The sequence below is a fragment of the Embleya sp. NPDC005575 genome (genome assembly GCF_040605455.1).
In the GTDB taxonomy this organism is placed as follows: Bacteria; Actinomycetota; Actinomycetes; order Streptomycetales; family Streptomycetaceae; genus Embleya.
Genome location: NZ_JBEXCV010000050.1, coordinates 32,357 through 53,966, shown reverse-complemented (window position 1 = coordinate 53,966; position 21,610 = coordinate 32,357). Strand labels below are relative to the sequence as shown.

General features: G+C 69.8%; 21 protein-coding genes, 1 tRNA gene and 2 pseudogenes. 9 read left to right on the top strand and 15 right to left on the bottom strand.

Features of this window, described 5'->3' with window-relative positions; translation table 11 throughout:
• Positions 1 to 107 precede the first annotated feature (107 nt).
• Both ABZS54_RS18900 and ABZS54_RS18895 read left to right on the top strand, forming a co-directional pair.
• Entirely contained in the window at positions 108 to 644 is a 537-nt protein-coding gene (locus tag ABZS54_RS18900) for a hypothetical protein (protein WP_355536805.1), read from the top strand.
• A gap of 56 nt (positions 645 to 700) precedes the next feature.
• The gene (locus ABZS54_RS18895) at positions 701 to 1,957 is read left to right on the top strand and encodes a nucleotide sugar dehydrogenase (RefSeq protein WP_355536802.1); all 1,257 of its coding nucleotides are present in this window, start codon (positions 701 to 703) and stop codon (positions 1,955 to 1,957) included.
• 141 nt (positions 1,958 to 2,098) lie between these two features.
• Here ABZS54_RS18895 and ABZS54_RS18890 read toward each other — a convergent pair whose 3' ends face one another.
• The 7 genes from ABZS54_RS18890 to ABZS54_RS18860 form a co-directional block, all read right to left on the bottom strand.
• Entirely contained in the window at positions 2,099 to 2,254 is a 156-nt protein-coding gene (locus ABZS54_RS18890) for a hypothetical protein (protein ID WP_355536799.1), read from the bottom strand.
• A 373-nt stretch (positions 2,255 to 2,627) separates the two neighbouring features.
• Positions 2,628 to 4,154, bottom strand: coding sequence for a Rieske 2Fe-2S domain-containing protein (locus tag ABZS54_RS18885; RefSeq protein WP_355536797.1), 1,527 nt, complete (start codon positions 4,152 to 4,154; stop codon positions 2,628 to 2,630).
• On the bottom strand, positions 4,151 to 5,287 hold the full coding sequence (locus ABZS54_RS18880) for a DegT/DnrJ/EryC1/StrS family aminotransferase (RefSeq protein ID WP_355536794.1): 1,137 nt from the start codon (positions 5,285 to 5,287) through the stop codon (positions 4,151 to 4,153). Before ABZS54_RS18880 ends, ABZS54_RS18885 begins: the two co-directional genes overlap by 4 nt.
• A complete protein-coding gene (locus ABZS54_RS18875) occupies positions 5,277 to 5,987 on the bottom strand; it encodes an acetyltransferase (protein ID WP_355536791.1) in 711 nt (236 codons plus the stop codon). The genes ABZS54_RS18880 and ABZS54_RS18875 overlap by 11 nt, the downstream gene beginning before the upstream one ends.
• On the bottom strand, positions 5,987 to 7,150 hold the full coding sequence (locus ABZS54_RS18870; RefSeq protein WP_355536788.1) for a DegT/DnrJ/EryC1/StrS family aminotransferase: 1,164 nt from the start codon (positions 7,148 to 7,150) through the stop codon (positions 5,987 to 5,989). The genes ABZS54_RS18875 and ABZS54_RS18870 overlap by 1 nt, the downstream gene beginning before the upstream one ends.
• A gap of 97 nt (positions 7,151 to 7,247) precedes the next feature.
• Entirely contained in the window at positions 7,248 to 8,213 is a 966-nt protein-coding gene (locus ABZS54_RS18865) for an NAD-dependent epimerase/dehydratase family protein (protein WP_355536785.1), read from the bottom strand.
• A complete protein-coding gene (locus ABZS54_RS18860) occupies positions 8,213 to 9,271 on the bottom strand; it encodes a Gfo/Idh/MocA family oxidoreductase (RefSeq protein WP_355536782.1) in 1,059 nt (352 codons plus the stop codon). The genes ABZS54_RS18865 and ABZS54_RS18860 overlap by 1 nt, the downstream gene beginning before the upstream one ends.
• A gap of 290 nt (positions 9,272 to 9,561) precedes the next feature.
• Here ABZS54_RS18860 and ABZS54_RS18855 point away from each other — a divergent pair, with 290 nt between their 5' ends.
• Both ABZS54_RS18855 and ABZS54_RS18850 read left to right on the top strand, forming a co-directional pair.
• Positions 9,562 to 10,077 (top strand): YwqJ-related putative deaminase, encoded by a 516-nt coding sequence (locus ABZS54_RS18855; protein WP_355536779.1) that lies wholly within the window; start codon positions 9,562 to 9,564, stop codon positions 10,075 to 10,077.
• 1 nt (position 10,078) lies between these two features.
• Complete coding sequence (locus ABZS54_RS18850; RefSeq protein WP_355536776.1) at positions 10,079 to 10,561, top strand: SUKH-3 domain-containing protein; 483 nt, start codon at positions 10,079 to 10,081, stop codon at positions 10,559 to 10,561.
• Between the two features lie 76 nt (positions 10,562 to 10,637).
• On the opposite strand, the gene pth is transcribed toward ABZS54_RS18850, so the two are convergent.
• From pth to ABZS54_RS18825, 5 genes are all read right to left on the bottom strand, one after another.
• A complete protein-coding gene (pth, locus tag ABZS54_RS18845; protein WP_355536773.1) occupies positions 10,638 to 11,234 on the bottom strand; it encodes an aminoacyl-tRNA hydrolase in 597 nt (198 codons plus the stop codon).
• A gap of 41 nt (positions 11,235 to 11,275) precedes the next feature.
• A complete protein-coding gene (locus tag ABZS54_RS18840) occupies positions 11,276 to 11,854 on the bottom strand; it encodes a 50S ribosomal protein L25/general stress protein Ctc (RefSeq protein ID WP_355536770.1) in 579 nt (192 codons plus the stop codon).
• 411 nt (positions 11,855 to 12,265) lie between these two features.
• Positions 12,266 to 13,243 carry a ribose-phosphate diphosphokinase gene (locus ABZS54_RS18835; protein WP_355536767.1) on the bottom strand — a complete coding sequence of 326 codons (978 nt, stop codon included), beginning with the start codon at positions 13,241 to 13,243 and terminating at the stop codon, positions 12,266 to 12,268.
• Positions 13,240 to 14,778 (bottom strand): bifunctional UDP-N-acetylglucosamine diphosphorylase/glucosamine-1-phosphate N-acetyltransferase GlmU, encoded by a 1,539-nt coding sequence (gene glmU / locus ABZS54_RS18830; RefSeq protein WP_355536764.1) that lies wholly within the window; start codon positions 14,776 to 14,778, stop codon positions 13,240 to 13,242. Before glmU ends, ABZS54_RS18835 begins: the two co-directional genes overlap by 4 nt.
• 172 nt (positions 14,779 to 14,950) lie before the next feature.
• A tRNA-Gln gene (locus ABZS54_RS18825) sits at positions 14,951 to 15,023 on the bottom strand.
• Positions 15,024 to 15,367: 344 nt separating this feature from the next.
• On the opposite strand from ABZS54_RS18825, the gene ABZS54_RS18820 reads away from it, so the two are divergent.
• Positions 15,368 to 16,336 carry an acyl-CoA desaturase gene (locus ABZS54_RS18820; protein WP_355536761.1) on the top strand — a complete coding sequence of 323 codons (969 nt, stop codon included), beginning with the start codon at positions 15,368 to 15,370 and terminating at the stop codon, positions 16,334 to 16,336.
• A 58-nt stretch (positions 16,337 to 16,394) separates the two neighbouring features.
• Positions 16,395 to 16,997 carry a TetR/AcrR family transcriptional regulator gene (locus ABZS54_RS18815; protein WP_020554598.1) on the top strand — a complete coding sequence of 201 codons (603 nt, stop codon included), beginning with the start codon at positions 16,395 to 16,397 and terminating at the stop codon, positions 16,995 to 16,997.
• A gap of 107 nt (positions 16,998 to 17,104) precedes the next feature.
• Here ABZS54_RS18815 and ABZS54_RS18810 read toward each other — a convergent pair whose 3' ends face one another.
• Entirely contained in the window at positions 17,105 to 17,686 is a 582-nt protein-coding gene (locus ABZS54_RS18810; protein ID WP_355536758.1) for a hypothetical protein, read from the bottom strand.
• On the opposite strand from ABZS54_RS18810, the pseudogene ABZS54_RS18805 reads away from it, so the two are divergent.
• From ABZS54_RS18805 to ABZS54_RS18795, 3 genes and pseudogenes are all read left to right on the top strand, one after another.
• Positions 17,685 to 18,722 (top strand): annotated as a pseudogene (locus tag ABZS54_RS18805) (Scr1 family TA system antitoxin-like transcriptional regulator); the annotation flags it as partial. The gene ABZS54_RS18810 and the pseudogene ABZS54_RS18805 overlap by 2 nt on opposite strands.
• Positions 18,723 to 18,757: 35 nt before the next feature.
• Positions 18,758 to 18,955, top strand: a complete 198-nt coding sequence (locus tag ABZS54_RS18800; protein ID WP_355536755.1) for a DUF397 domain-containing protein — start codon at positions 18,758 to 18,760, stop codon at positions 18,953 to 18,955.
• A gap of 42 nt (positions 18,956 to 18,997) precedes the next feature.
• Positions 18,998 to 19,125: pseudogene (locus tag ABZS54_RS18795) on the top strand (DUF397 domain-containing protein); the annotation flags it as partial.
• 107 nt (positions 19,126 to 19,232) lie between these two features.
• Here ABZS54_RS18795 and rocD read toward each other — a convergent pair.
• Both rocD and ABZS54_RS18785 read right to left on the bottom strand, forming a co-directional pair.
• Positions 19,233 to 20,501: an ornithine--oxo-acid transaminase gene (gene rocD, locus ABZS54_RS18790; RefSeq protein WP_355536752.1), complete on the bottom strand. Its 1,269-nt coding sequence runs from the start codon at positions 20,499 to 20,501 to the stop codon at positions 19,233 to 19,235.
• 151 nt (positions 20,502 to 20,652) lie between these two features.
• Positions 20,653 to 21,351 carry an amidinotransferase gene (locus ABZS54_RS18785; protein WP_355536749.1) on the bottom strand — a complete coding sequence of 233 codons (699 nt, stop codon included), beginning with the start codon at positions 21,349 to 21,351 and terminating at the stop codon, positions 20,653 to 20,655.
• Positions 21,352 to 21,610: the final 259 nt, after the last annotated feature.

The following is a 21,610-nucleotide window of genomic DNA, read 5'->3' as shown; positions in this document are numbered from 1 at the left end:
TTTATTTTGTTGTGGGTTGTACAGGGGTGTGAACTTCCGATCGGGGGGGGGGGGGCGCGGGGGCCGCGCGCACGCAGGTGGAAGCCGGGGCGCGGGCGCGACGATGGTTGTGGTTTCGCGAGGCGTTCCCGGACATCGAGCGGCTTCGGGTGGTGGACCTGGGCGGCTCGGCCGAGTTCTGGTGGCACGCCCCGGTGCGGCCCGCGCACGTGCGCGTGGTCGAGACTGCGGACAAATCCGCCGAGTTGGCCTCGTGGCTGGTCCATGAGGCAGTCGATCCGCTGGATTGGTCCGGGAGTTGCGACTTGGTGGTGTGCGATGGGCTGCTCGATCGGCTGGCCGGGTCGACCGCCCGGGCCCGGCTGGCCGATGTCGTGCACGCCTCGGCGGAGCGCTACTGGCTGCGCGCCGCCGCCCGGGAGCACCCGCTCGATCCGCAGACCTCGTTGCCCGCGCTGCATCTGATGCCCGGTCACCTGCGGTCGCGGATCGGCGGATCGCCGCCCCGGGTTTTCCCGGCCCGGCGCGGCGAGTTGGTCTCGCGCTTTCCCGGGGCGGTGGTGCGCGGCGAGCGGGTGGCCGGGCTCGTGTCGTCGTGGGTGGTGGCCAAGCCACGTGCCGATCACGTGCCCGGCCGCCCCTGACGTTGCATCACCAGCCGCTCGGGGGTGGGCGGTTGCGCGTGGAGGGGGATTCTCGGATGCGTGTTGTCATCGCCGGTCAGGGATATGTGGGGCTGCCGCTGGCGGTTCGGGCCGCCCAGGTGGGGCACGAGGTGGTCGGCTACGACGTCGACGAGGCACGAGTCAAGCGGCTGGCGGCGGGCGAGTCCTACGTCGAGGACATCCCGTCCGCGCACCTGCGGGCGATCCTGGACGCGGGCAACTACCGCGCCACCGCCGAGCCGCGCGATCTGGGCGGCTACGACATCGCGGTGATCACCGTGCCCACGCCGCTGCGCGAGGGCGTCCCGGACCTGAGCTACATCGAGGAGTGCGCACGCACGCTGGCCCGCTATCTGCGGCCCGGCGCCTGCGTGGTGCTCGAATCGACCACCTATCCGGGCACCACCGAGGAATTGGTCGGCCCGATTCTGGCGGAGGGCTCGGGCCTGACCGTGGGTCGCGACTTCCACCTGGGCTACAGCCCGGAGCGGATCGACCCGGGCAACCCGACCTGGAACCTGGTCAACACGCCGAAGGTGGTCTCCGGGGTGGATGCCGCATCGCTGGCGGTCGTGGAGGACTTCTACGGTTCGCTGATCGACCGCGTCGTGCCGGTCTCCTCGCCGAAGGAGGCCGAGTTGGTCAAGTTGATCGAGAACACCTTCCGGCACGTGAACATCGCGCTCGTCAACGAGGTCGCGATGTTCGCCCACGACCTGGGCATCGACGTGTGGGAGGCGATCGACGCGTGCTCGACCAAGCCGTTCGGCTTCCTGCGCTTCACCCCGGGGCCGGGTGTCGGCGGGCACTGCCTGCCGATCGACCCGTCGTACCTGTCCTGGCGGGTGCAGCGTGCGCTCGGCCAGAGCTTTCGTTTCGTGGAGTTGGCCAACGACGTCAACAACCACATGCCGGACTACGTGATCCGCCGGCTCACCGCCGCGTTCAACACCCGGCGGCGATCGGTCAACGGCTCCCGGGTGTTGCTGGTGGGACTCGCGTACAAGAAGAACACCGGCGACGCCCGGGAGTCGCCGTCCACGCACGTGGCCCGGTTGTTGCTGAACCTGGGTGCGGAGGTCACGGCCGCCGACCCGCACGTGGACCTCGCCCAGGTCGTGGACGCCCGGTTGCGGCGGGTGGAGTTGACCGCGGAGGCGGTGGCCGCCGCGGACGCGGTGGTGCTGCTCGTGGATCACGACGACGTCGATCTGGACCTGCTGCGTGCCGCCGACTACGTGCTCGACTGCCGGCGGGTGCTCGGCGCGGGCCCCAACATCGAGGTGTTGTAGGGCCGTTCCCGCCCTGCCGGGCGCCCGGTGGTCGTGAAAGCCGATCACCGGGCGCGGCTTTGACCCGTGCCCGCTCGTGCCCTTCGGTGCCTGCTCGTGCCTACTCGTGCCTATTCGTCTCGTGTGGCTGTGACCCGCCGGCTACGTGTACTCGATGATCCTCGTCTTGTGCCCGGTGGCCTTGGTGTGTGCCTTGGCCGCCACCTGCGCCGCGTCCTTCGACCGGTACCGCTGGCGGGCGCCGTCGGTCTTCGAGGGACAACCGTTCTCCTGGCAGACCCATCCCCAGGTGCTCATCGACAACCTCCAGACATCACGGGCGCCACTCCCGTTCCGGTAAGGAACACGAATGACTCGGATGGCCACACAGCAGCACTTGCAGCCGCCGTCCGGCCGACACTCGACACGCCATGACACGCTCGTGACGGAACCCGGACGTTTCGAAGAAAAACGTTCTCCTTTTGAATGCCTAACGCGTCGTTAACGATATGAAAAGGATGCAGTATCGCAATCAATTATCTTTTCTGATAAATAGGGCGAATGGGTGGTGTGGGCTCACTCGCAGGCATGACGGTGCACAAGACGAGCAGGGCCGCTGCCGATACGGCGCAGGACGTTATGTCAACCACCTCGGGCTCACACCTGTGTCTCGAGCGGTCGACGGCGACCGTCACCGATCCGAAGCATCGGGGCCGGCGGCCGGCTCGACCCGCAGCGGCACGGTGCCGCCCGCTACGCACTCGCCGGTGTCCAGGCGCCACTTCCAGTGATGGCGCGGACACTCCAGCACGCCGGTCGCGACGTCCGCGTGCGACAGGTCCTCGCCTGCGTGCGGGCAAAACCGCTGCATCCGCACCCCGCACCGCTCGATCGACTCGCCGTGCGCGGCCGATTCGCGTTCGCGGACCATCTGCATGGTCTGTGCCGGGTGCTCGCCGTAGCGCAGCAGGCTCATCAGGGTCAGGTCGAACACGTCCGGATCACGGGCCAGGCCCAGGCGCATGGACAGCAGCGCCTCCTCCCATCCCACCGCCCCGTCCACGATCGCGCGCAACACCCGCTGCGGAACCTCGATCGTGTAGGCGGGGTCGACCGGTTCCTCCTCGAACACGATGTCGCCCGCGATCCGACCCAACCGCACCGACCAGGATCCGCCGTCCGAGGTCAGCCGCACGTCCTTGCGCCAGTCGCCCAGGAAGCGCTTGTTCCAGCTCTGCAACCGGGCCAGGTAGGCGTCCAGTTCGGCCGGCGCGACCGGCTCGAACTCCCGCTCCGCGTAGGCCCGCCACTCGGCCTCGCGGCGGTCCCGGTAGGCGCTCAGGTACGCCTCGGTGCGCCAGTGCGCCACCGGGCCGGTGGGCGCGCCGAGGTCGTCGCCCGGCGCGGCCTCGATCACCCGCACCCGTGGACAGGCCGCGGCGAAGTCGTCGGCGAACACGTCCCACAGCGGGAAGATCGTCTCGTCCCGGTCGTTGTATCGGGCGAGTTCCGGATCCAGGAACACCGGCGGACCGGCCGACGGCAGGTAGGCACGCGCACCGGTCAGTCGGACCTTGCGCACCAGCGTGTCGAACAGGTCCGAACGCACCTCGGCGGTCTTCTTGCGCTGGGTCTCCTCCGGATACGCGTACGCGTTCGGGTACCACATCGCGCCGGAGAACTGCGCGGACAACAGGTCGATGTCGCCCGGGAGTTCGCCGAGCGGGGTGTTGCAGTCGTTGAGGTCCAGGAAGCGGTAGCCGTCCAGATCGACGAGCAGGCCGCTGTCCTCCTTGTGGCTGGTGTCCAGCAGCATGGTCAGGGTCAGCCCCGGCGCGGGCGTGAACGACTCCCGATGGCCGAGCACCACCTGCTCATGGAAGCCCAGCGCGCTCATCCGCTTGACCAGCGATTTGGACCGGTACCTGGGCAACACCACGGTGATGCCGCGATCGAGTCGCGCCAGCACCCGTTCGTCGAAGTGGTCCTCGTGCAGGTGCGAGAGATAGAGCAGGTCGTAGCCGCCGGCGAGCACCTCGGGCAACAACTCGCGATTGTCCGGGAACGGGAACCACGCGCCGAGGAAGGCGGGGTGGAACCACGGGTCGATCAGCAGCGAGACGCCCGCGTGGGCGACCACGAAGCCCGCGTGGCCGAGATGGCGGATGGTGCCGGGCGCGGGCAGGCACGCCGGTCCGTCGTCGGGCCCGGGGTTCACAGCCGGCTCAGCGCTCCCGCGAGCACCTCCACGACGCGCTCCTGCTGCGACGCGGTCAGCTGCGGGTACAGCGGCAGCGTCAGGATCTGCTCGGCGGCCCGCTCGGCCACCGGGAAGTCACCACGTGCATAGCCCAGTCCGGCGAAGGCGGGTTGCAGGTGCACCGGCACGGGATAGTGCACGCCGGCGCCGACGCCCGCCTCGTTCAGCAACGCGAGCACCTTGTCCCGCTCGGGCACCCGGACCGCGTACAGGTGCCACACGTGCTCGTTGCCCGGCGCGGTGCCCGGCACCCGCACGCCCTCGACGCCGGCGAGCAGCGCGTCGTAGCGGGCCGCCGCCGCCCGCCGCCGCACGTTCCAGTCGGCGAGTCGGCGCAGCTTGGCACGCAACACCACGGCCTGGATGGTGTCCAGGCGCGAGTTGAAGCCCAAGCGCGTGTGCACGTACTTGCGCGACGACCCGTGGTCGCGCATCTCGCGCACCGCCGACGCGTAGTCCTCGTTGCCGGTCACCACCGCGCCGCCGTCGCCGTACGCGCCCAGGTTCTTGCCCGGATAGAAGCTGGTCGCCGCGATGGCGTCCGGTCCCCACGCGCCGGGGGCGACACCGTCCTGGGTCGCGCCCTGGCACTGCGCGGCGTCCTCGACCAGGAACACCCCGCGCGCCTGCGCCAGCGCCCGCAACGCACCCATCGGGGCCAGTTGCCCGTTCAGGTGTACCGGCACCACGGCGCGGGCCTCGACCGGTCCGTTCAGGGCCTCGGCGGCCCGCTGCGGATCCAGCAGCAGGAACTCGTCGTCCACGTCCGCGAACACCGGCCGGGCGCCCGCCCGGACGGCCGCCTCGGCGGTCGCCACGAACGTGTTCGCGGGCATCACCACGCCCGCACCCGCGCCCACCTCCAGCACCCGCAGCGCCAGTTCCACCGCGTCCGTGCCGTTGGCCACCCCGACGCAGTGCGCGACGCCGGTGAACTCGGCGTACTCGGCCTCGAAGCCCGCGACATCGGGGCCGCCCACGAACGCGCACGTGGCCAGCACCCGGGCGATGCCGGCCTCGACCTCGCCGGCCACCTCGGCATGCGCGGCGGCCAGGTCCACCAACGGAATCCGGTCCAGGTCAGCACTCATCCGCGTCTCCCCCTCGTGGTATCCCGACAACGGCGGGGGTCGGCGCCGACCGCAGTCGGCGGGCCGGCACCCCCGCCCACACCTCGGCCGGCGGCACGTCCCGCGTCACGACCGAGCCCATCCCCACCAGCGACCGCGCACCGATGGTGCGTCGCTCGCGCACCAGCGCACCGGCCCCCAGGTACGCCTCCCGGCCCACCGTCACCGCGCCCGCCAACCGCACTCCCGCGGCCAGCGTGGCGAAGTCGCCCACGTCGTCGTCGTGGGTCAGCACCACCTGCGGCATGGTGTGCGCGTGTGCGCCCACCCGGACCGAGGTGGTCAGCACGGTCTGTGCCATCAGCACCGCGCCCGGCCCGATCTCGCACGTGCGCGGGACCACCGCGCTCACGTGCACGAGCGTGGCCCAGCGGGCGTCCGGCAGGCCCAGTCGGGCCACCACCCGCGAGCGACTCCACCAGTTCGTCGGACTCCCGACGCACACCACCACCAGCGCGTCCGGCCACTTGTGCACCGCGTCGGCACCGCCGAGCACCGGGAAGCCGTCCACCTCGGTGTGCCATCGGGTCGGATCCTCGTCCAGGAAACCGAGCAGCCGCCAGCCCGAACTCCCGCGCGGAGCACGAAAATCCGGGATCGCCGCGGCCACCTCCCGGGCGAACCCGCCGGCGCCGACCAACAGCAGATCGCGAAAGGACACTAGACCGCCGCCCGGACGCCGGCCGCCGCCCGCACCGCGGCGACCACCCGGTCCTGCTGTGCCTCGGTCAGATCGTGGAACAGCGGCAGGATCAGCGAGTTTCGGGTCAACCGCTCGGTGGCGGGCAGCGGCACGTGTTCGACGTCCGCATAGGCCGGTTCCAGGTGCGCGGCCATGATCCCGCGCCGCGCCGAGATGCCGGCCCGGGCGAGCTCCCCGAGCAGGGCGTCGCGCGACATCGGGAAGTCCTCGGGCAGCAGCACCCAGAACGCCTGATAGTTGGTCAGCCCGTGGGCCGGATCGGCCGCCGTCGTCAGCCCGGTTACCCCGGCGAGCAACTCGCGGTAGCGGGCCGCCAGTTCCCGTCGTCGAGCGACCATCGCGGGCAGCCGGCCCAGTTGCACCAGGCCGACCGCCGCCTGGATGTCGGTCATCCGGTAGTTGAAGCCGAGTTCGTCGTAGCTCTCCACCACCGGCGCCCCGCCCGCGCGGTCCGCCGCGTCCCGGTCGGCCGCGCTCACACTCATCCCGTGCTCGCGCAACCGGCGCAGCCGCGGTGCCGCGCTCGCCCGCGCGAGCGTGAGCATGCCGCCCTCGCCGGTGGTCAGCAGCTTGCGCGGGTGGAAGGAGAACGTGGCGGACATCGCCCCGGCGCCCACCGGGCGACCCCGGTACGTCGAGCCCGCCGCGCACGCCGCGTCCTCCACCACCACGATGCCGCGGGCGTCCACCAGCGCCCGGACACCGTGCAGATCGGCCGGAATGCCGCCCTGGTCGACCAGGATCACCGCGCGGGTCGCGGCGGTGAGCACCGGCTCGATCGTCTCCGGGCTCAGGTTCCCGGTGGCGAGTTCGACATCGGCGAAAACCGGGCGCGCGCCCACATAGCGCACCGCGTTGGCGGTGGCCACGAAGGACAGCGACGGCACCACGACCTCGTCACCGGGCCCCACCCCGGCGTTGATCAACGCCAAATGCAGCGCCGTGGTGCACGAGGACACCGCAATCGCCGCGGGCACCTCGACATACTCCGCGAACGCCCGCTCGAAGGCGGCCACCCGAGGTCCCTGGGCCACCCACCCGGAGCGCACCGCGTCCGCCGCGGCGGCGGCCTCCTCCTCGCCCATCCAGGGCCGCATCACCGGAATTCGTTCCATGCTCATCGTGCCTTCCCCCAGCCCGGTCGCCCGCCCATGCCCGTCCCAGCCGCGTCCGCCCCGCACCCGGTACCCACCGAACCCCCTCGGTGCCCCGATCGGATCAGACCGCGTCCCGCCACCACGCCACCAGTCGGCGCAGCCCCTCGTCGATGTCCACCTCCGCGGTGAAGCCCAACTCCCGTGCGGCCTTGGTGGTGTCGGCCAGCCGCCGGGTCACCCCACCGCTCGCCCGGGCCGGGCCGTACTCGATACCCAGCCCCTCCGCGCCCATCACCGCCAACAGCCGCTCGGCCAGTCCACGCAGCGAAGTCTCGCTCCCGGACGCGATGTTGAACACCTCACCGGCGGTATCGGTCTGCGCGGCAAGGAGGTTGGCGCGTGCGATGTCCTCGGTGTACACGAAGTCCATGGTCTGCAAGCCGTCGCCGAAGATCAACGGGGGTTCCCCCTTGCCGATCCGCTCCATCCAGCGGATCAGCACCTCGGTGTACAGACCGTGCACGTCCATCCGCGGGCCGTAGACGTTGAAGTAGCGCAGCGCCACGTAGTCCAAGCCGTACATCGCCCGGAAGCTGCGCAGCAGGCCCTCATTGAACAGCTTGGCCGCGCCGTAGAGCGTGTCGTTGTCGTACGGGTGGTGCAGCTCGGTGGTCGGGAACTCCTCGGCGAGGCCGTAGACCGACGCCGAGGAGGAGGTGACCACCTTGCGCACATCGGCGGCGACCGCCGCCTCCATCACGTCGTAGGTGCCGTCGACGAGCACCTCCAGCGCGAGCCGGGGTTCCTCCACGCACTGCGTGATCCGGATCGCGGCGAGGTGGAAGAGCACGTCGGTGCCCGGCATCAGCCGGGCCAGCAGCGGCCGGTCGCGGATGTCGCCGTCGACCAGCTCGACCCGCTCGTCGGTCAGCGCCTGGGCCAGGTTGCCCCGGTGGCCGCGGGTCAGGTTGTCCAGGACGACCACGTGCGCGGCCCCGGCGGCGAGCAACCGGTCGACGATCGTGGACCCGATGGTCCCCGCGCCGCCGGTGACCACACAGCGCGAACCGGCGATCTCGACACCCATCAGAGTTCTCCCACCGCGACGGTGGCGCCGCCCAGTTCCAGGCTGCGCGAGGCCGCCTCCAGCAGTTCCAGTACCCGCAGACCCGCGCGACCGTCGGTCAGCGCCGGCCGGGACATGCCGATCGCTTCGGCGAACTCGGCCATCACCGCACGCAGCGCCTCCCGCTCGGGCAGCGCGGGCGAGACCACGTCGCCCACCCGGTAGGAGATCAGCTTCTCCCGCCGGGCCTCCGGGCTGAGCGCGGCGTCCTCGGCGAGGTCGATGCCCTTGTCGTGCACCTGGAGTCGGGCCGTGGGATTGGTGTCGTCCCACACCAGGGTGCGCCGGGAGCCGCCGATGATGGTGGTGCGCACCTTGGTCGGCGAGAGCCAGTTCACATGCACGTGTGCGATGGCCTCGTTGCTCAGCCGCAGCACCAGGTAGGCCAGGCAGGCCCGGCCGGTGCCGAGCGGGTCCGCGCCGTGGGCCGCCACCGACACCGGGCGCACCCCCGGCGGCAGGATGAAGTCCAGGATGGACAGATCGTGCGGCGCGAGGTCCCACAACACGTCCACGTCCGGCTGGACCAGGCCCAGGTTGATCCGCACCGAGTCGAAGAAGCGGATGTCGCCCAGCTCGCCGCCGTGGATCAGCTCGCGGATGTGCCGGACCACCGGCATGTAGCAGAACGTGTGATCGCACATCAGCGTCAGCCCGTTGCGCTCGGCCAGTTCGACCAGTTTGACCGCGTCCGAGCGATCGGCCGTGATCGGCTTCTCGACCAGGACGTGCTTGCCCGCCTCCAACGCCGCCGCGACCAGCTCGAAGTGCGTCGCGGCCGGCGTCGCGATCGCCACGGCGTGCACCGCGGGGTCGGCGAGCACTTCCTGATAGGACGTGCAAACCCGGACCGTGCTGTAATCGCCCAGCACCGCACGGGCCCGCGCCTCGTCGAGATCACACAGCCATTCCAGCCGCAGAGCCGGTGTGGCCTGCGCGTTGCGCACCAGATTGGGGCCCCAGTAGCCGGCCCCTATGACGGCGAGCCCGATGGCTCGCCCAGACCCGGAATTCGACATGACGGAACGTCAACTCCCCTGGTAACCCCCCGGCCGCGCGGGCCCAGCCGCCGCACGGCACCCCCACCCGAACGAAGCTAGCGCCCGATCCGCTCCGCCGCGGGCCAACCGGGAAATCCGCGGGTCGGACCGAACTGCGAAGATCTTTCCGGGAGTCCCGGTTGCACGGGTCGCCGAGACGTTTGGCACGCTGTTGCACGCACAGTCACCGATCCGGGCGCCGGCATGATCGATCCGTCGACACAAGCCGCGTCGACCGAAGCAGCACATGAACGAGAAGGGAACGCCACGTGGCTGCGGGTACTCCGACGACGACACTGGCGAAGGAACGTACGGCGGAAGTGGATCCGGAGCTCGAACCGGCGGGTCCCGACCCGCGCGAGAGAGACGCCCCCAGGGGCACCCGCGAGAGCATCCTCCCGGCCGTGGCGGCCGCGCTGTTCATCGGCAAGCGCATCCGCACCCGGGCGGGCGCCAAGGGCGACACCGTGCCGACGGCGCATCCGCTGGTCCGGGATTTCCTGATGGCCCTCCCGGTCGAGGCACGCGAGCGCTGGCGGGGCCGCTGCCCCGAGGTCGAGCTGGTGTCCGAGCACCTCTTCGAGGCCGAGGCGGCACGCACCAAGCGGGCGGCCCGGCGACCGTTCACCGTGCAAGAGGCACGACGCTCGCTCAAGGGGGCCAAGCTGACCCTGCGCCGGATTCGCGAGGACGGCGACCCACGACACGACACGTATCAACCGCCGTGTCGATCCTGCGCGCCGATGCTCGAACACTTCGGCGTCGCGTCGACGGAAAGCGGCTGACGTGACCCGCTTCTCCACCGACGTGGTGCACGAGCTCAAGCGTGCAGGCTGGACCGTGGGTCGACGCCGGCTGACCCAGGCCGAGGCGTGGGCCCGGCAGATCAGCGACCACGAGTCGCCCGACGGGCACCGGCACAGCGTGTTCCCGGCGGCGCTGGTGGCCTGGGCCGAGTTCGGCACACTGCACTTCGCCATCGGCGGCGCGGGCAAGGACGTGCTCCGCCGACCGTTCACCATCGACCCCACCCGCGGGCTGCACCTGCCGCGCACACTCACCGACGTGGGTCGCGCGCTGGGCACCCCGCTGGCCCCGCTGGGCGACGAGGACGACGGCAGCAGCTATCTGGCGATCGACCCGAGCGGTCGGGTGTTCGGTCTGGATCACACCGGCGAGTGGTTCATCGGCTCGTCGATGGACGTCGCGATCAGCACGCTGGTCCTGGGTCTGGCGCCGGTGCGCATCCGCGACGACGGGCGCTGGTAGCCGTCTGGATACCGCGGAGGGCGGGTCCCCGTGGGGAGCCCGCCCTCGTTCGAATGTCGTGACCCGCACGGTCGGATCAGGTGTTGAAGGTGTTCTGCGCGCGCTCCAGGCCCTCGCGGACCAGCGCCTCGCACGCGTCGGCCGCGCGGTCCACCTCGAACGCCAGTTCCTTGCGCTCGGTCGCGGAGAAGTCCTTGAGCACGAACGCGGCGACGTCCATCCGCCCGGGCGGACGACCGATGCCGAACCGCACCCGCAGGTAGTCGGGTCCGAGCGACTTGGTGATCGACTTCAGGCCGTTGTGCCCGTTGTCGCCGCCACCGCGCTTGAGCCGCAGCACGCCGAAGTCGACGTCCAACTCGTCGTGGACCGCGATGATGTTCGCGACCGGGATCTTGTAGAAGTCACGCAGCGCGGTCACCGGCCCGCCGGACAGGTTCATGAACGACATCGGCTTGGCCAGCACCACCCGGTGCGGGCCGATCCGGGTCTCCACCACTTGGGCGCGCGACTTGTGCGCCTTGAACTTCGACCGATCCCGCTCGGCGAGCAGGTCGACGACCATGAACCCGACGTTGTGGCGATTCCCGGCGTACTCGGGCCCGGGATTGCCGAGGCCCACGACCAACCACGGACTGTCGTCCGTGCCGGCGTGGGCCTGCGACTCACTCATGATGTTGTTGTCCCCGCGTTCGTCCTACGACAACGACCGGATCAGGCCTCTTCGGCCGTGGTCGCCTCGGCGACCGGCTCCGGAGCCGACGGGGTGAGGATGTGCAGGATGACCGCTTCAGGGTCGCCCGCGAGCGCGGTGCCCTTCGGCAGCTTGATGTCCTTGGCGTGGACCGAGGCGCCCGGCTCCAGGCCGGTCACGTCGATCTCGATGGTCTCGGGAAGCGCGGTCGCCTCGGCCTCGACGGGGAGCGCCGGGACGACGGTCTCGAGCAGGCCGCCCGGGGCGATCTCGCCGACCGTGCTGACCGGAACCTCGACCGTGACCGTCTCGCCCTTCTGGACGATCAGGAGGTCGACGTGCTCCAGGTGACGCTTGATCGGGTGACGCTGTACGTCCTTGGGCAGGGCCAGCTGCGGCTTGCCGTCGATGTCCAGCGAGAACAGGACGTTGGGGGTCTTGAGCGCGAGCATGAGCTCGTGGCCCGGAAGCGCAAGGTGGAGCGGAGCGGAGCCGTGACCGTAGAGGACGGCCGGCACCTTACCCGCGCGACGGGCGCGACGGGCGGCACCCTTGCCGAACTCGGAACGCGGCTCGGCGACGATACGGACCTCGGACACGACGGGTACTCCTCGAACGACGCGGTGGCGGATGGCGGGGCGGGGTCCCCATGGTGCGGATCGACTGCGGACGGTGATGGCCGGAGTCGGTTCGTAGGTGCCCGAGTGGCACCGGGTCCCCTGCAAAAAGCCTTGGAGGAGTACACGACACACAACTACCGCGTCGATCACGGAGCAAGTAGCGCGCATCCCTCGCCGGGCAACCCCGTTAGCCTACCCGCTCTTCTGGGTCACCCCGAAATCGGGTCGCGGCGAGCGCCACTCGAACGAGTGACAGCACGCCCCCCATTCGGTGCAAGATACCCCGAAAGGCAGGTGGGTACACGTACGCCGCCCGGCCGAACGGCCGGGCGGCGTACGTGAGTTACGGTTCAAACGGCCCGTTCGGGCCGAGCCGGACGGTCCCGTGGGTCAGCTGTGGCCGTCGAACAGGCTCGTGACCGAACCGTCCTCGAAGACCTCACGGATCGCACGACCCACCATCGGGGCGATCGACAGGACGGTCAGCTTGTCGAACTGACGCTCCTCCTCGATCGGCAGCGAGTTGGTCACGATGACCTCGCTGATCCGCGAGTTCTTCAGGCGGTCCACGGCGGGGCCGGACAGCACCGCGTGGGTGGCGGCCACGATCACGTCGGCGGCGCCGTTCTCGTACAGCGCGTCGGCGGCGGCGCAGATCGTGCCACCGGTGTCGATCATGTCGTCGACCAGGACACACGTGCGGCCGGTGACGTCACCGACCACCTCGTGCACGGTGACCTCGTTGGCGATGTTGGGGTCGCGACGCTTGTGGATGATCGCCAGCGGCGCGCCGAGGCGGTCCGTCCACTGGTCGGCCACCCGAACCCGACCGGCGTCCGGGGAGACCACGGTGAGCCGCTCGCGGTCCACCCGCTTGCCGACGTGGTCGGCCAGCAGCGGCAGCGCGAACAGGTGGTCCACCGGGCCGTCGAAGAAGCCCTGGATCTGCGACGTGTGCAGGTCCACGGCCATCAGCCGGTCGGCACCCGCGGTCTTGAACAGATCCGCCATCAGGCGGGCCGAGATCGGCTCGCGACCGCGGTGCTTCTTGTCCTGCCTGGCATAGCCGTAGAACGGCACGATGACCGTGATGCGCTTGGCGGAGGCCCGCTTGAGCGCGTCGATCATGATCAGCTGTTCCATGATCCACGTGTTGATCGGAGCCGTGTGGCTCTGGATCACGAACGCGTCGGCACCTCGTACGGAATCCTCGAACCGTACGTAGATCTCCCCGTTGGCGAACTCGAAGGCCTTGGTGGGAACGAGATCCGCACCGAGCTCCGAGGCCACCTCCTTCGCAAGTTCGGGGTGGGCCCTGCCCGTGAAGAGCATGAGCTTGCGCTCAGGCGTCACCTTGATCCCGCTCACAGCACCGTCTCCTTGCCATTCGCCTCGGCAGAACCGTCGTTCGGCCCGGCCGTTGTGTGCACGTCACCCGCGTCGCCCCGCGTGCCCGTGAGCGCGCGTTCGGCGGCCTGCGCCGAGGCCGTACCCGCGCGTTTGCGTGCGACCCACCCGTCGATGTTGTGTTGGCGCCCCCGCGCCACCGCCATCGCGCCGGGCGGGACATCTTCTGTGATCACCGATCCGGCGGCCGTGTAGGCACCGTCGCCGATCTCGATCGGGGCGACCAGCATGGTGTCGCTGCCCACCCGCACGTGGTCCCCGACCACCGTGTGGTGCTTGTTCACGCCGTCGTAGTTCACGAAGATCGTGGCCGCACCGATATTGGCACCCACCCCGATGGTCGCATCCCCGACGTAGGACAGATGCGGCACCTTCGATCCCTCGCCCACCACGGCGTTCTTCATCTCCACGAAGCCGCCGACCTTGGCCCCCCGCGCGAGCCGGGTACCCGGCCGCAGGTAGGTGTACGGACCCACGGTGGCCTCGGGGCCGATCTCGGCGCCCTCACTCGTGGTGTTGTACACGTGGGCCCGCTCGCCGACGACGGTGTCGCGCAGCGTGCAGTTGGGGCCCACCACGGCCTCGGCGGCGACGCTGGTCGCACCGTGCAGCTGGGTGTTGGGATGAAGCACGGCATCCGGTTCGAACGTGGCGTCCACGTCGACCCAGGTGGTCGCGGGGTCCACCACGGTGACCCCGGCGCGCATCGCGGCCTCGAGCAGGCGGTCGTTGAACACCCGTCGGGCCTCGGCGAGCTGCACCCGGTCGTTGATGCCCAGGATCTCCCGGTGGTCCACGGCCGCGGCCGCGCCCACCCGGTGCCCGGCCTCGCGCAGCACGTGCAGCGTGTCGGTGAGGTATTCCTCGCCCTGGCTGTTGTGCGCGGTGATCCGGCCGAGCGCCTCGCGCAGCAGCTTGCCGTCGAACGCGTACACGCCGGAGTTGATCTCGGCGATCGCGCGCTGGGCGGCGGAGGCGTCCTTGTGCTCGACGATCGCGGTGACGGCGCCGTGCCCGTCGGGGGTGTTCTCCCGGACGATCCGGCCGTAGCCGGTCGGATCGGGCACGACCGCGGAGAGCACGGTGACGGCGTTGCCCTCGCTTTCGTGGGTCGCGACCAGTGCGGCCAGGCTTTCCGTGGTCAGCAGCGGGGTGTCCCCGCATGTGACCAAGACCACGCCGTCCGGCTCCCGGCTGCTCTCGGCGAGCCCGTCCAGGGCGACGCGCACGGCGTGACCGGTGCCGTTCTGCTGCTCCTGGACGACCACCCGGGCAGTGGGGTCCAGCTCGGACAGGTAGCTCGCGACCTTGTCCCGGCCGTGGCCGACGACAACGATCAGGTCTTCGGGATCCAGCCGTCGGGCGGCTTCGACCACGTGCCCGACCATGGCCCGACCGGCCAGGGCGTGCAACACCTTCGGGGTGGTCTTGGAACGCATGCGGGTGCCCTCGCCCGCAGCAAGTACGACGACGGCAGCCGGGCGGATGGGGCTCACAGAGCAAGGCTCCTCGGCATCGCTGGCGGGGGATGCCCGACGACTCCGAAGGCCGACTCCGGAGAAACGAGATGACGGCACGACGAAGCCGAGCCGAACAAACCGGGCCCTATGAGGATAGCGCCGTCGGGCGAAGGCTCCACGCGCCGCTGCGGCCGGCATTGTCGAAAGGCTCCGCTACCAGGATTTGAACCTGGACCATGGGGACCAAAACCCCGTGTGCTGCCGAGTTACACCATAGCGGAATGAATCGGGCATTCCGCTTGGCAAGCGGGCTCGTCCCGTTTTCACGGCACCCACTATGCCGGCCCCTCGGCGCTTCGTGCGCGAATAACCCTCCGCAGACCCCGTGGAACATCGCGGAGGCCCTCGGCGCCACGGGCCCGAAAAGCCGCTTCGACGCTTCGCGCATGCCGGCGCCCGGGCCGGGAAGCCGTCCCGCACAAGGGTTTTGGCACGGGTGCGCGGAAAAATCGAAGGCCTTGCAGACACCTCACTTTCCGCTCATGACCTGCCATACTGACGAAACTTACGGCCCCGTAGGTTACGTCGCCGTAGCATCGCCTGCCCCCGACCTGAGGGATTCCCTATGACCCCTTCCCCCGGCACCAGCGTGCTCGAAGCCGAACGGAAGTCCGCCACCGACGCCGCCCGGCGCGGCACGCTCGGCGGCGAACGCAAGCACTTCGCCGAACAGGTCGTGTTGGCGCTCTTCATCGGCATCCCGTTCCTCGCACTGGTGGCAGCGGTGCCGGCGGCATGGGGTTGGGGGCTGTCCTGGCGCGACGTGGTGATCGGCGTTGTGATGTACGCCATCACCGGCCACGGGATCACGATCGGGTTCCATCGTTACTTCACGCACGGATCGTTCAAGGCCAAGCGCCCGGTCCGGATCGCGCTCGCGATCGCGGGCAACATGGCCGTGCAGGGGCCGCTGGTGCGGTGGGTCGCCGACCACCGCAAGCACCACAGGTTCTCCGACAAGGAGGGCGACCCGCACTCGCCGTGGCGCTACGGCACCAGCGTGGGCGCGCTGGCCAAGGGCCTGTGGTGGGCGCACATGGGGTGGCTGTTCGACGTCGAGCAGACCTCGCAGGAGAAGTACGCGCCCGACCTGCTCAAGGACCGCGACATGATTCGCGTCTCCCGTCAGTTCCCGCTGTGGGTCGGCGTCTCGCTGGCCGCTCCCGCGCTGGTCGGCGGCCTGTGGGCATGGTCGTGGCAGGGCGCGCTGACCGCGTTCTTCTGGGCCGGCCTGGTCCGGATCGGGCTGCTGCACCACGTGACCTGGTCGATCAACTCGATCTGCCACGCGGTCGGCAATCACCCGTTCAAGTCCCGCGACCGGTCGGGCAACGTGTGGTGGCTCGCGATCCCCTCGATGGGCGAGTCCTGGCACAACCTGCACCACGCGGATCAGACCAGCGCACGGCACGGCGTACTGCGCGGCCAGGTCGACAGCAGCGCCCGGGCGATCCGCTGGATGGAGAAGCTCGGCTGGGTCTGGGACGTACGTTGGCCGGACCGGCAACGGGTCGCGGCTCGCCGCGCGGCATGATGGGCCAGTGACCGAAAGCAGCAGGCGGAGTGCACCGCGCGGCGGCGGTCGTGTGCGCATGACCGGGAAAGAGCGTCGCGAGCAGTTGATCGACATCGGTCGAACACTGTTCGCGGAGCGTGGCTACGACGCGACGAGCGTCGAGGAGATCGCTCACAAGGCGGGTGTCTCGAAGCCGGTGGTCTACGAACACTTCGGGGGCAAGGAAGGGCTCTACGCCGTCGTCGTGGACCGCGAGACCAGCGCGTTGTTGGACATGGTGACCAGTGCGCTGACCGGCGGACACCCCAGGGAGCTCCTCGAACAGGCCGCCTTCGCCCTCCTGGACTACATCGACCAGAACACCGACGGCTTCCGGATCCTGGTCCGGGACTCGCCGGTGGCCCAATCCACCGGCACCTTCGCATCGCTGATCAGCGACATCGCCTCCCAGGTCGAGGACGTACTCGGCCTGGAGTTCAAGTCGCGCGGCTACGACCCGAAGCTCGCCCCGATGTACGCCCAGATGCTGGTCGGCATGGTCGCCCTGACCGGCCAGTGGTGGCTGGACGTACGCCGCCCCAAGAAGGCCGACGTCGCGGCCCACCTGGTCAACCTGGCCTGGAACGGCCTCTCCGGCATAGAACCCAAGCCGAGGCTGGTGGGCCGCCGAAGCTCGTGAGCACGGTGTCCTCGGACACGGACGAAGGGAGCCGCTCCGCTGGGGCGGCCCCCTTCGTCGTGCGATGGCTGGGGAGCTCCGGGCCGGGGCCGCGGTCGTGGCGGATCCTACGAGCCGACCGCATCCGAGCGGTATGGCGGCTTCGGCCAGTCGGCGACGGGTCCCAGCACGAAGCCGGTTCGCTCCAGATCGGTGGTCAACGCGAACCAGGCGTGCCCATTGGCGGGTTGCACGGTCGCGAGCTTGCCTTGGTCGACGGCCCACAGCTCGGTGAGCTCACCGTCGGGACGCAGGGCGGGGTCCTCGGATCCGATGTAGCGCACGCGCCGGTAGAGGATCGGCGGCGGCGAAGCAAGGATCACCAAGTCGTGCATGCGGCACACGAATTCGAGGCCATCGTGGCCGCGCAGGTAGACGCTCGTACCAATCACGTCCATAAGCGTCCCGTCCCGCTCCGAGGCCGCGTCGCGGCACTGCGCGTGCCGATGGCGCTCGCAGAACACGTTGCCCACGTCGAGGTCCTCGGCGGAGTGCGCGATCACTTCGCGGCGGGGCCGAGCCGCCTCCTGCCGCCGCATGACGAGCGCGGCTTGCCGTACGAGATAGGCGAGTCTGGCGTTTTGCATCACATCGGCAGCGGTGGCGTCGCCCGGCGAAACGACGTCGGCTCCGTTGGCTTCCGGCATCATGATGTTGTCCTCTCCGTTGGGGGCACGTAGGGGGCGAGCTGCTGTCCAAGGCGTGTGCTCGCCCCCTGCATCCGCTGCACGGCGGTCTCGCGAGGCGGTCAACCGCCTCGTGCCGGCGCAACGGCCGATTCGCCTCTCATGGACGAATTCGCGCCACTACCTTGTGTATCGAAGGAATGGCGCACAGTGCACCGATTCGACAACCCGCCCTGTTGCGCGCCGGTTCACGCAACACGGGAGGTTGCACGTGACGTTCCAGCAACGCCGACTCGACCCGGAGCTGTCCCCAAGTCATCGCTACGGCGCGGAAATCCGGATGGAGCGCGAGCGAGCCGGTCTCAGCGTTACCGCGCTGGCGGGAATCCTCGGGTTCAACAAATCTCAGATGTCGAAGTTCGAGAACGGGGAGCATCTGCACGAAACTCTGGGACCCAAGCTCGACATTGCCCTGGGTACCGGCGTGATGTTCACGAGGATGTTCGGCTTCATCAGGTTCGACATTCACCCCGGCCAGTACCGCCGATACATGCGACTTGAGGCCGAAGCGAGCGCCGTCGAAGAGTACGCGGCTGCCACGATCCCGGGTCTGCTCCAAACACCTGCCTACGCAAAGGCGTTCCTGTCTGCGTTCAACCCGGACGCTGAACCCGCCGCGATCGACAAGCTGGTCGCCGCGCGGCTGAGTCGGCAAGAGCGCCTTCAAACCCCCGACCGACCACAGCTGTGCGTCATTTTGGACGAGGCTTCCGTTCGGCGACCCATCGGTGGCGCGGAAGTCATGTGCGAGCAACTCCGTTCGTTGCTCCCACTCGTGGATGCGAATCACACCACGATCCAGGTACTGCCCTTCTCCCATGGCGCACACCCCGTCCTTGGGGGTTCGCTCATCCTGCTGGCGCTGCCGGACGAGCTCACAATCGCCTACCTTGAAGGCAGCGATTCAGGCCAACTGATTGAAGACCTGCCAAGCGTTGCGGCGCGCGCCCGGGCTTTCGCCTCACTGCGCTCGCACGCGCTCCCACCCAGGGCCTCGGCAGCGATGATCACAGCTGCAATCAAGGAGTTCGAGACATGGGGACCACCTACGACGCGAGCGCGGCAACGTGGCGCAAGAGTTCGTACAGCAACGGCAATGGCGGGGCGTGCGTCGAGGTCAGCGATGATTTCCCGGGCCTCGTCCCGGTCCGCGACTCGAAGGCCCCGGGTGTCGGACACCTGACCATCCCAACAACCTCATGGACGGCACTGACACTGGCGCTCCACGTCTGACGCACGCCACACATCGACAGCAACCGTCGAGGAGTTCGAGACATGGGATCGACCCAGTACAGCACGGTGACGTGGCGCAGACGTACAGCAACACCAATGGCGGAGCGTACGTCGAAGTCGGCGATGATCCCCCGGGCCTCGTCCCGGTCCGCGACTCGAAGGCCCCGACCTTCGACTCGTCGACCTCGACACGATGTACGAAACAGCCTCGCTATGAGGTCGCACACGACGGCCGCGAAGTTCCCGACTTCGCGGCCGTCTCCAGGTGGTCCCGGTGCTACCCCAGAACCGCGCGCAGCTGGTCCAACGACCACTCCAGGTCGTCCTTGGAGATGACCAGCGGCGGGGCGATGCGGATCGTCTGGCCGTGGGTGTCCTTGACCAGGACGCCGCGGTCCATCAGGGCCTGGGATACCTCGCGGGCGGTGCCGTGGGTCGGGTCGATGTCCACACCGGCCCACAGCCCACGACCCCGAACGGCGGTCACCGAGTGGCCGACCAGCGTGGCGAGTTCGCGGTGCAGGTGGTCGCCGAGGTCGGCGGAGCGCTGCTGGAACTCGCCGGAGCGCAGGATCTCCAGCACCTCCAGGCCGACCGCGCAGGCCAGCGGATTCCCGCCGAAGGTCGAGCCGTGCTCGCCGGGTGCGAAAACACCGAGCACCGCGCGTGAGGACACCACTGCCGAGATCGGCAGGATGCCGCCGCCGAGCGCCTTGCCCAGGATGTACATGTCCGGCACCACGCCCTCGTGCTCGCACGCGAAGGTGCGGCCGGTGCGCCCCAGGCCGGACTGGATCTCGTCCGCGATGAACAGGACGTCGCGCTCCTCGGTGACCCGGCGCACCTCGGCCAGATAGCCGGGCGGCGGGACCAGCACGCCGGCCTCGCCCTGGATCGGCTCGATCAGCACCGCCACCGTGGCGTCGGTGATCGCCGCGCGCAGCGCGGCCGCGTCGCCGTAGGGCACCACGTCGAAGCCCGGGGTGTACGGGCCGAAGTGCCGGCTCGCCTCCTCGTCGGTGGAGAAGCTCACGATCGTGGTGGTGCGGCCGTGGAAGTTGCCGGCGGCGACCACGATCCTGGCCTGCCCGTCCGGTACGCCCTTGACCTCGTAGCCCCACTTGCGCGCGGTCTTGACCGCGGTCTCCACCGCCTCCGCGCCGGTGTTCATCGCCAGCACCATCTCCATGCCGGCCAGTTGCGCGAGCTGCTCGCAAAACGGCGCGAAGCGGTCGTTGTGGAATGCGCGGCTGGTCAGCGTGACCCGGTCCAACTGCCGCTTGGCCGCGTCGATCAGGCGCGCGTTCCCGTGCCCGAAGTTGAGCGCGGAATACCCGGCCAGCATGTCCAGATAGCGCCGGCCCTCGACATCGGTCATCCAGGCGCCGTGCGCCTCGGCCACCACGATCGGCAGCGGGTGGTAGTTGTGCGCGCTGAAGTCCTCGGCCAGCTCGATCAGTCGGGTGCTCTCGGCTCCCAGGCCGGCGAGGCGGCCGACACCCGACTTGTGCTCGGAGGAGGGGACGGGCGAGTGCTGCGTGCTCATGACGTCCTTTCGCAACGGTGGAGATCGATACGGGGTGGGATCGATACGAAGGCGGATGGCAGTACGAAAATGAGGAAAGCGCACAACAGCGGCGAGAAGCATGAAATTCACCCGAGTACGCACAGACGGGATACCCCGTGAAGACGTGCGATCAACGACCGGCGCGCAGTTCCAGTACGCAACTGCGCACGCTCGCGCCGTGGGCCGCGAAGGCGGACATGTCCAGTTCGATCGTACGAAACCCGCGGCCCGCGAGCCGGGCCGCCAGCGCCGGTGTCGCGTCGCCCAGCAGCACACTGCGCCCGTCGGAGACCGCGTCCAGTCCGAGCGCGAGCGCGTCCGCCTCGTCGACCTCGATCCGCTCCGGGAAGACCCGGGCCAGTCGGCGCTGCGCTCGTAACGTGAACGCCCCGGGGTAGTAGGCCACGGTGTGCTCGCCGAGCACGGTCAGCGCCGAGCCGAGCCGGCAAAAGCGCGGGTCGGTGAGTTCGAGCGGGAGCACCGGCAGGCCGAAGAACGCCTCCGCCTCGGCATGCGCGGCCGGCTCCGTCAGCGGTCCCGCCGCGGCCAGCAGTCGTGGACCGGCCGGGATCAGGTCGTTCTCGCCCTCGTGCGCGAACACCGGTTCCAGACCCGCCCGGAAGCCGCGCCGATCGAACCACTCCAGGTAGACCGGCGTCTCGGCGGAGCGATCCGCCGAACGAGGCCGCGCACCCAGCACCCGACCACCCACCACGGTCGCCGCCCGCGCGGCGAACACCATGCCGGGCAGCCCGGGCCGACCCGGCACCAGGCTCACCCGATGCCCCAGCGCGATCAGCGTCCCGCGCAACCGCTCCCACTGACCCATCGCGGCGGTGGTCCGCGCCGCGAACCCGGTCTGCTCCGGCAGCCCTCCCGAGTCCGGCAGCCCTCCCGGGTCCGAAAGCCCTCGCGAGCCGGAGAGCCCTCGCGAGCCCGAAAACCCTCGCCTGTGCGGCATGGCCCGCGAATCATCGGCCGAAGGCGCGTCCAGGAACACCGGCGGGCACATCACGTAGTGCCGCAGCTCGGCCGCCCGCGGCGCGACGAACCCTCGGCGCCGCTGTCGAGGCACCCGCGCCCGCTCG

Coding starts and splice junctions, on each gene's coding strand:
- ABZS54_RS18820 (WP_355536761.1), top strand. CDS start 15,368: ATGACCCCTTCCCCCGGCACCAGCGTGCTCGAAGCCGAACGGAAGTCC.
- ABZS54_RS18860 (WP_355536782.1), bottom strand. CDS start 9,271: ATGTCGAATTCCGGGTCTGGGCGAGCCATCGGGCTCGCCGTCATAGGG.
- pth (WP_355536773.1), bottom strand. CDS start 11,234: ATGAGTGAGTCGCAGGCCCACGCCGGCACGGACGACAGTCCGTGGTTG.
- ABZS54_RS18895 (WP_355536802.1), top strand. CDS start 701: ATGCGTGTTGTCATCGCCGGTCAGGGATATGTGGGGCTGCCGCTGGCG.
- ABZS54_RS18800 (WP_355536755.1), top strand. CDS start 18,758: ATGGGGACCACCTACGACGCGAGCGCGGCAACGTGGCGCAAGAGTTCG.
- ABZS54_RS18865 (WP_355536785.1), bottom strand. CDS start 8,213: ATGGGTGTCGAGATCGCCGGTTCGCGCTGTGTGGTCACCGGCGGCGCG.
- ABZS54_RS18890 (WP_355536799.1), bottom strand. CDS start 2,254: ATGAGCACCTGGGGATGGGTCTGCCAGGAGAACGGTTGTCCCTCGAAG.
- ABZS54_RS18880 (WP_355536794.1), bottom strand. CDS start 5,287: ATGAGTGCTGACCTGGACCGGATTCCGTTGGTGGACCTGGCCGCCGCG.
- ABZS54_RS18785 (WP_355536749.1), bottom strand. CDS start 21,351: ATGGGTCAGTGGGAGCGGTTGCGCGGGACGCTGATCGCGCTGGGGCAT.
- ABZS54_RS18810 (WP_355536758.1), bottom strand. CDS start 17,686: ATGATGCCGGAAGCCAACGGAGCCGACGTCGTTTCGCCGGGCGACGCC.
- ABZS54_RS18870 (WP_355536788.1), bottom strand. CDS start 7,150: ATGAGCATGGAACGAATTCCGGTGATGCGGCCCTGGATGGGCGAGGAG.
- ABZS54_RS18815 (WP_020554598.1), top strand. CDS start 16,395: ATGACCGGGAAAGAGCGTCGCGAGCAGTTGATCGACATCGGTCGAACA.
- rocD (WP_355536752.1), bottom strand. CDS start 20,501: ATGAGCACGCAGCACTCGCCCGTCCCCTCCTCCGAGCACAAGTCGGGT.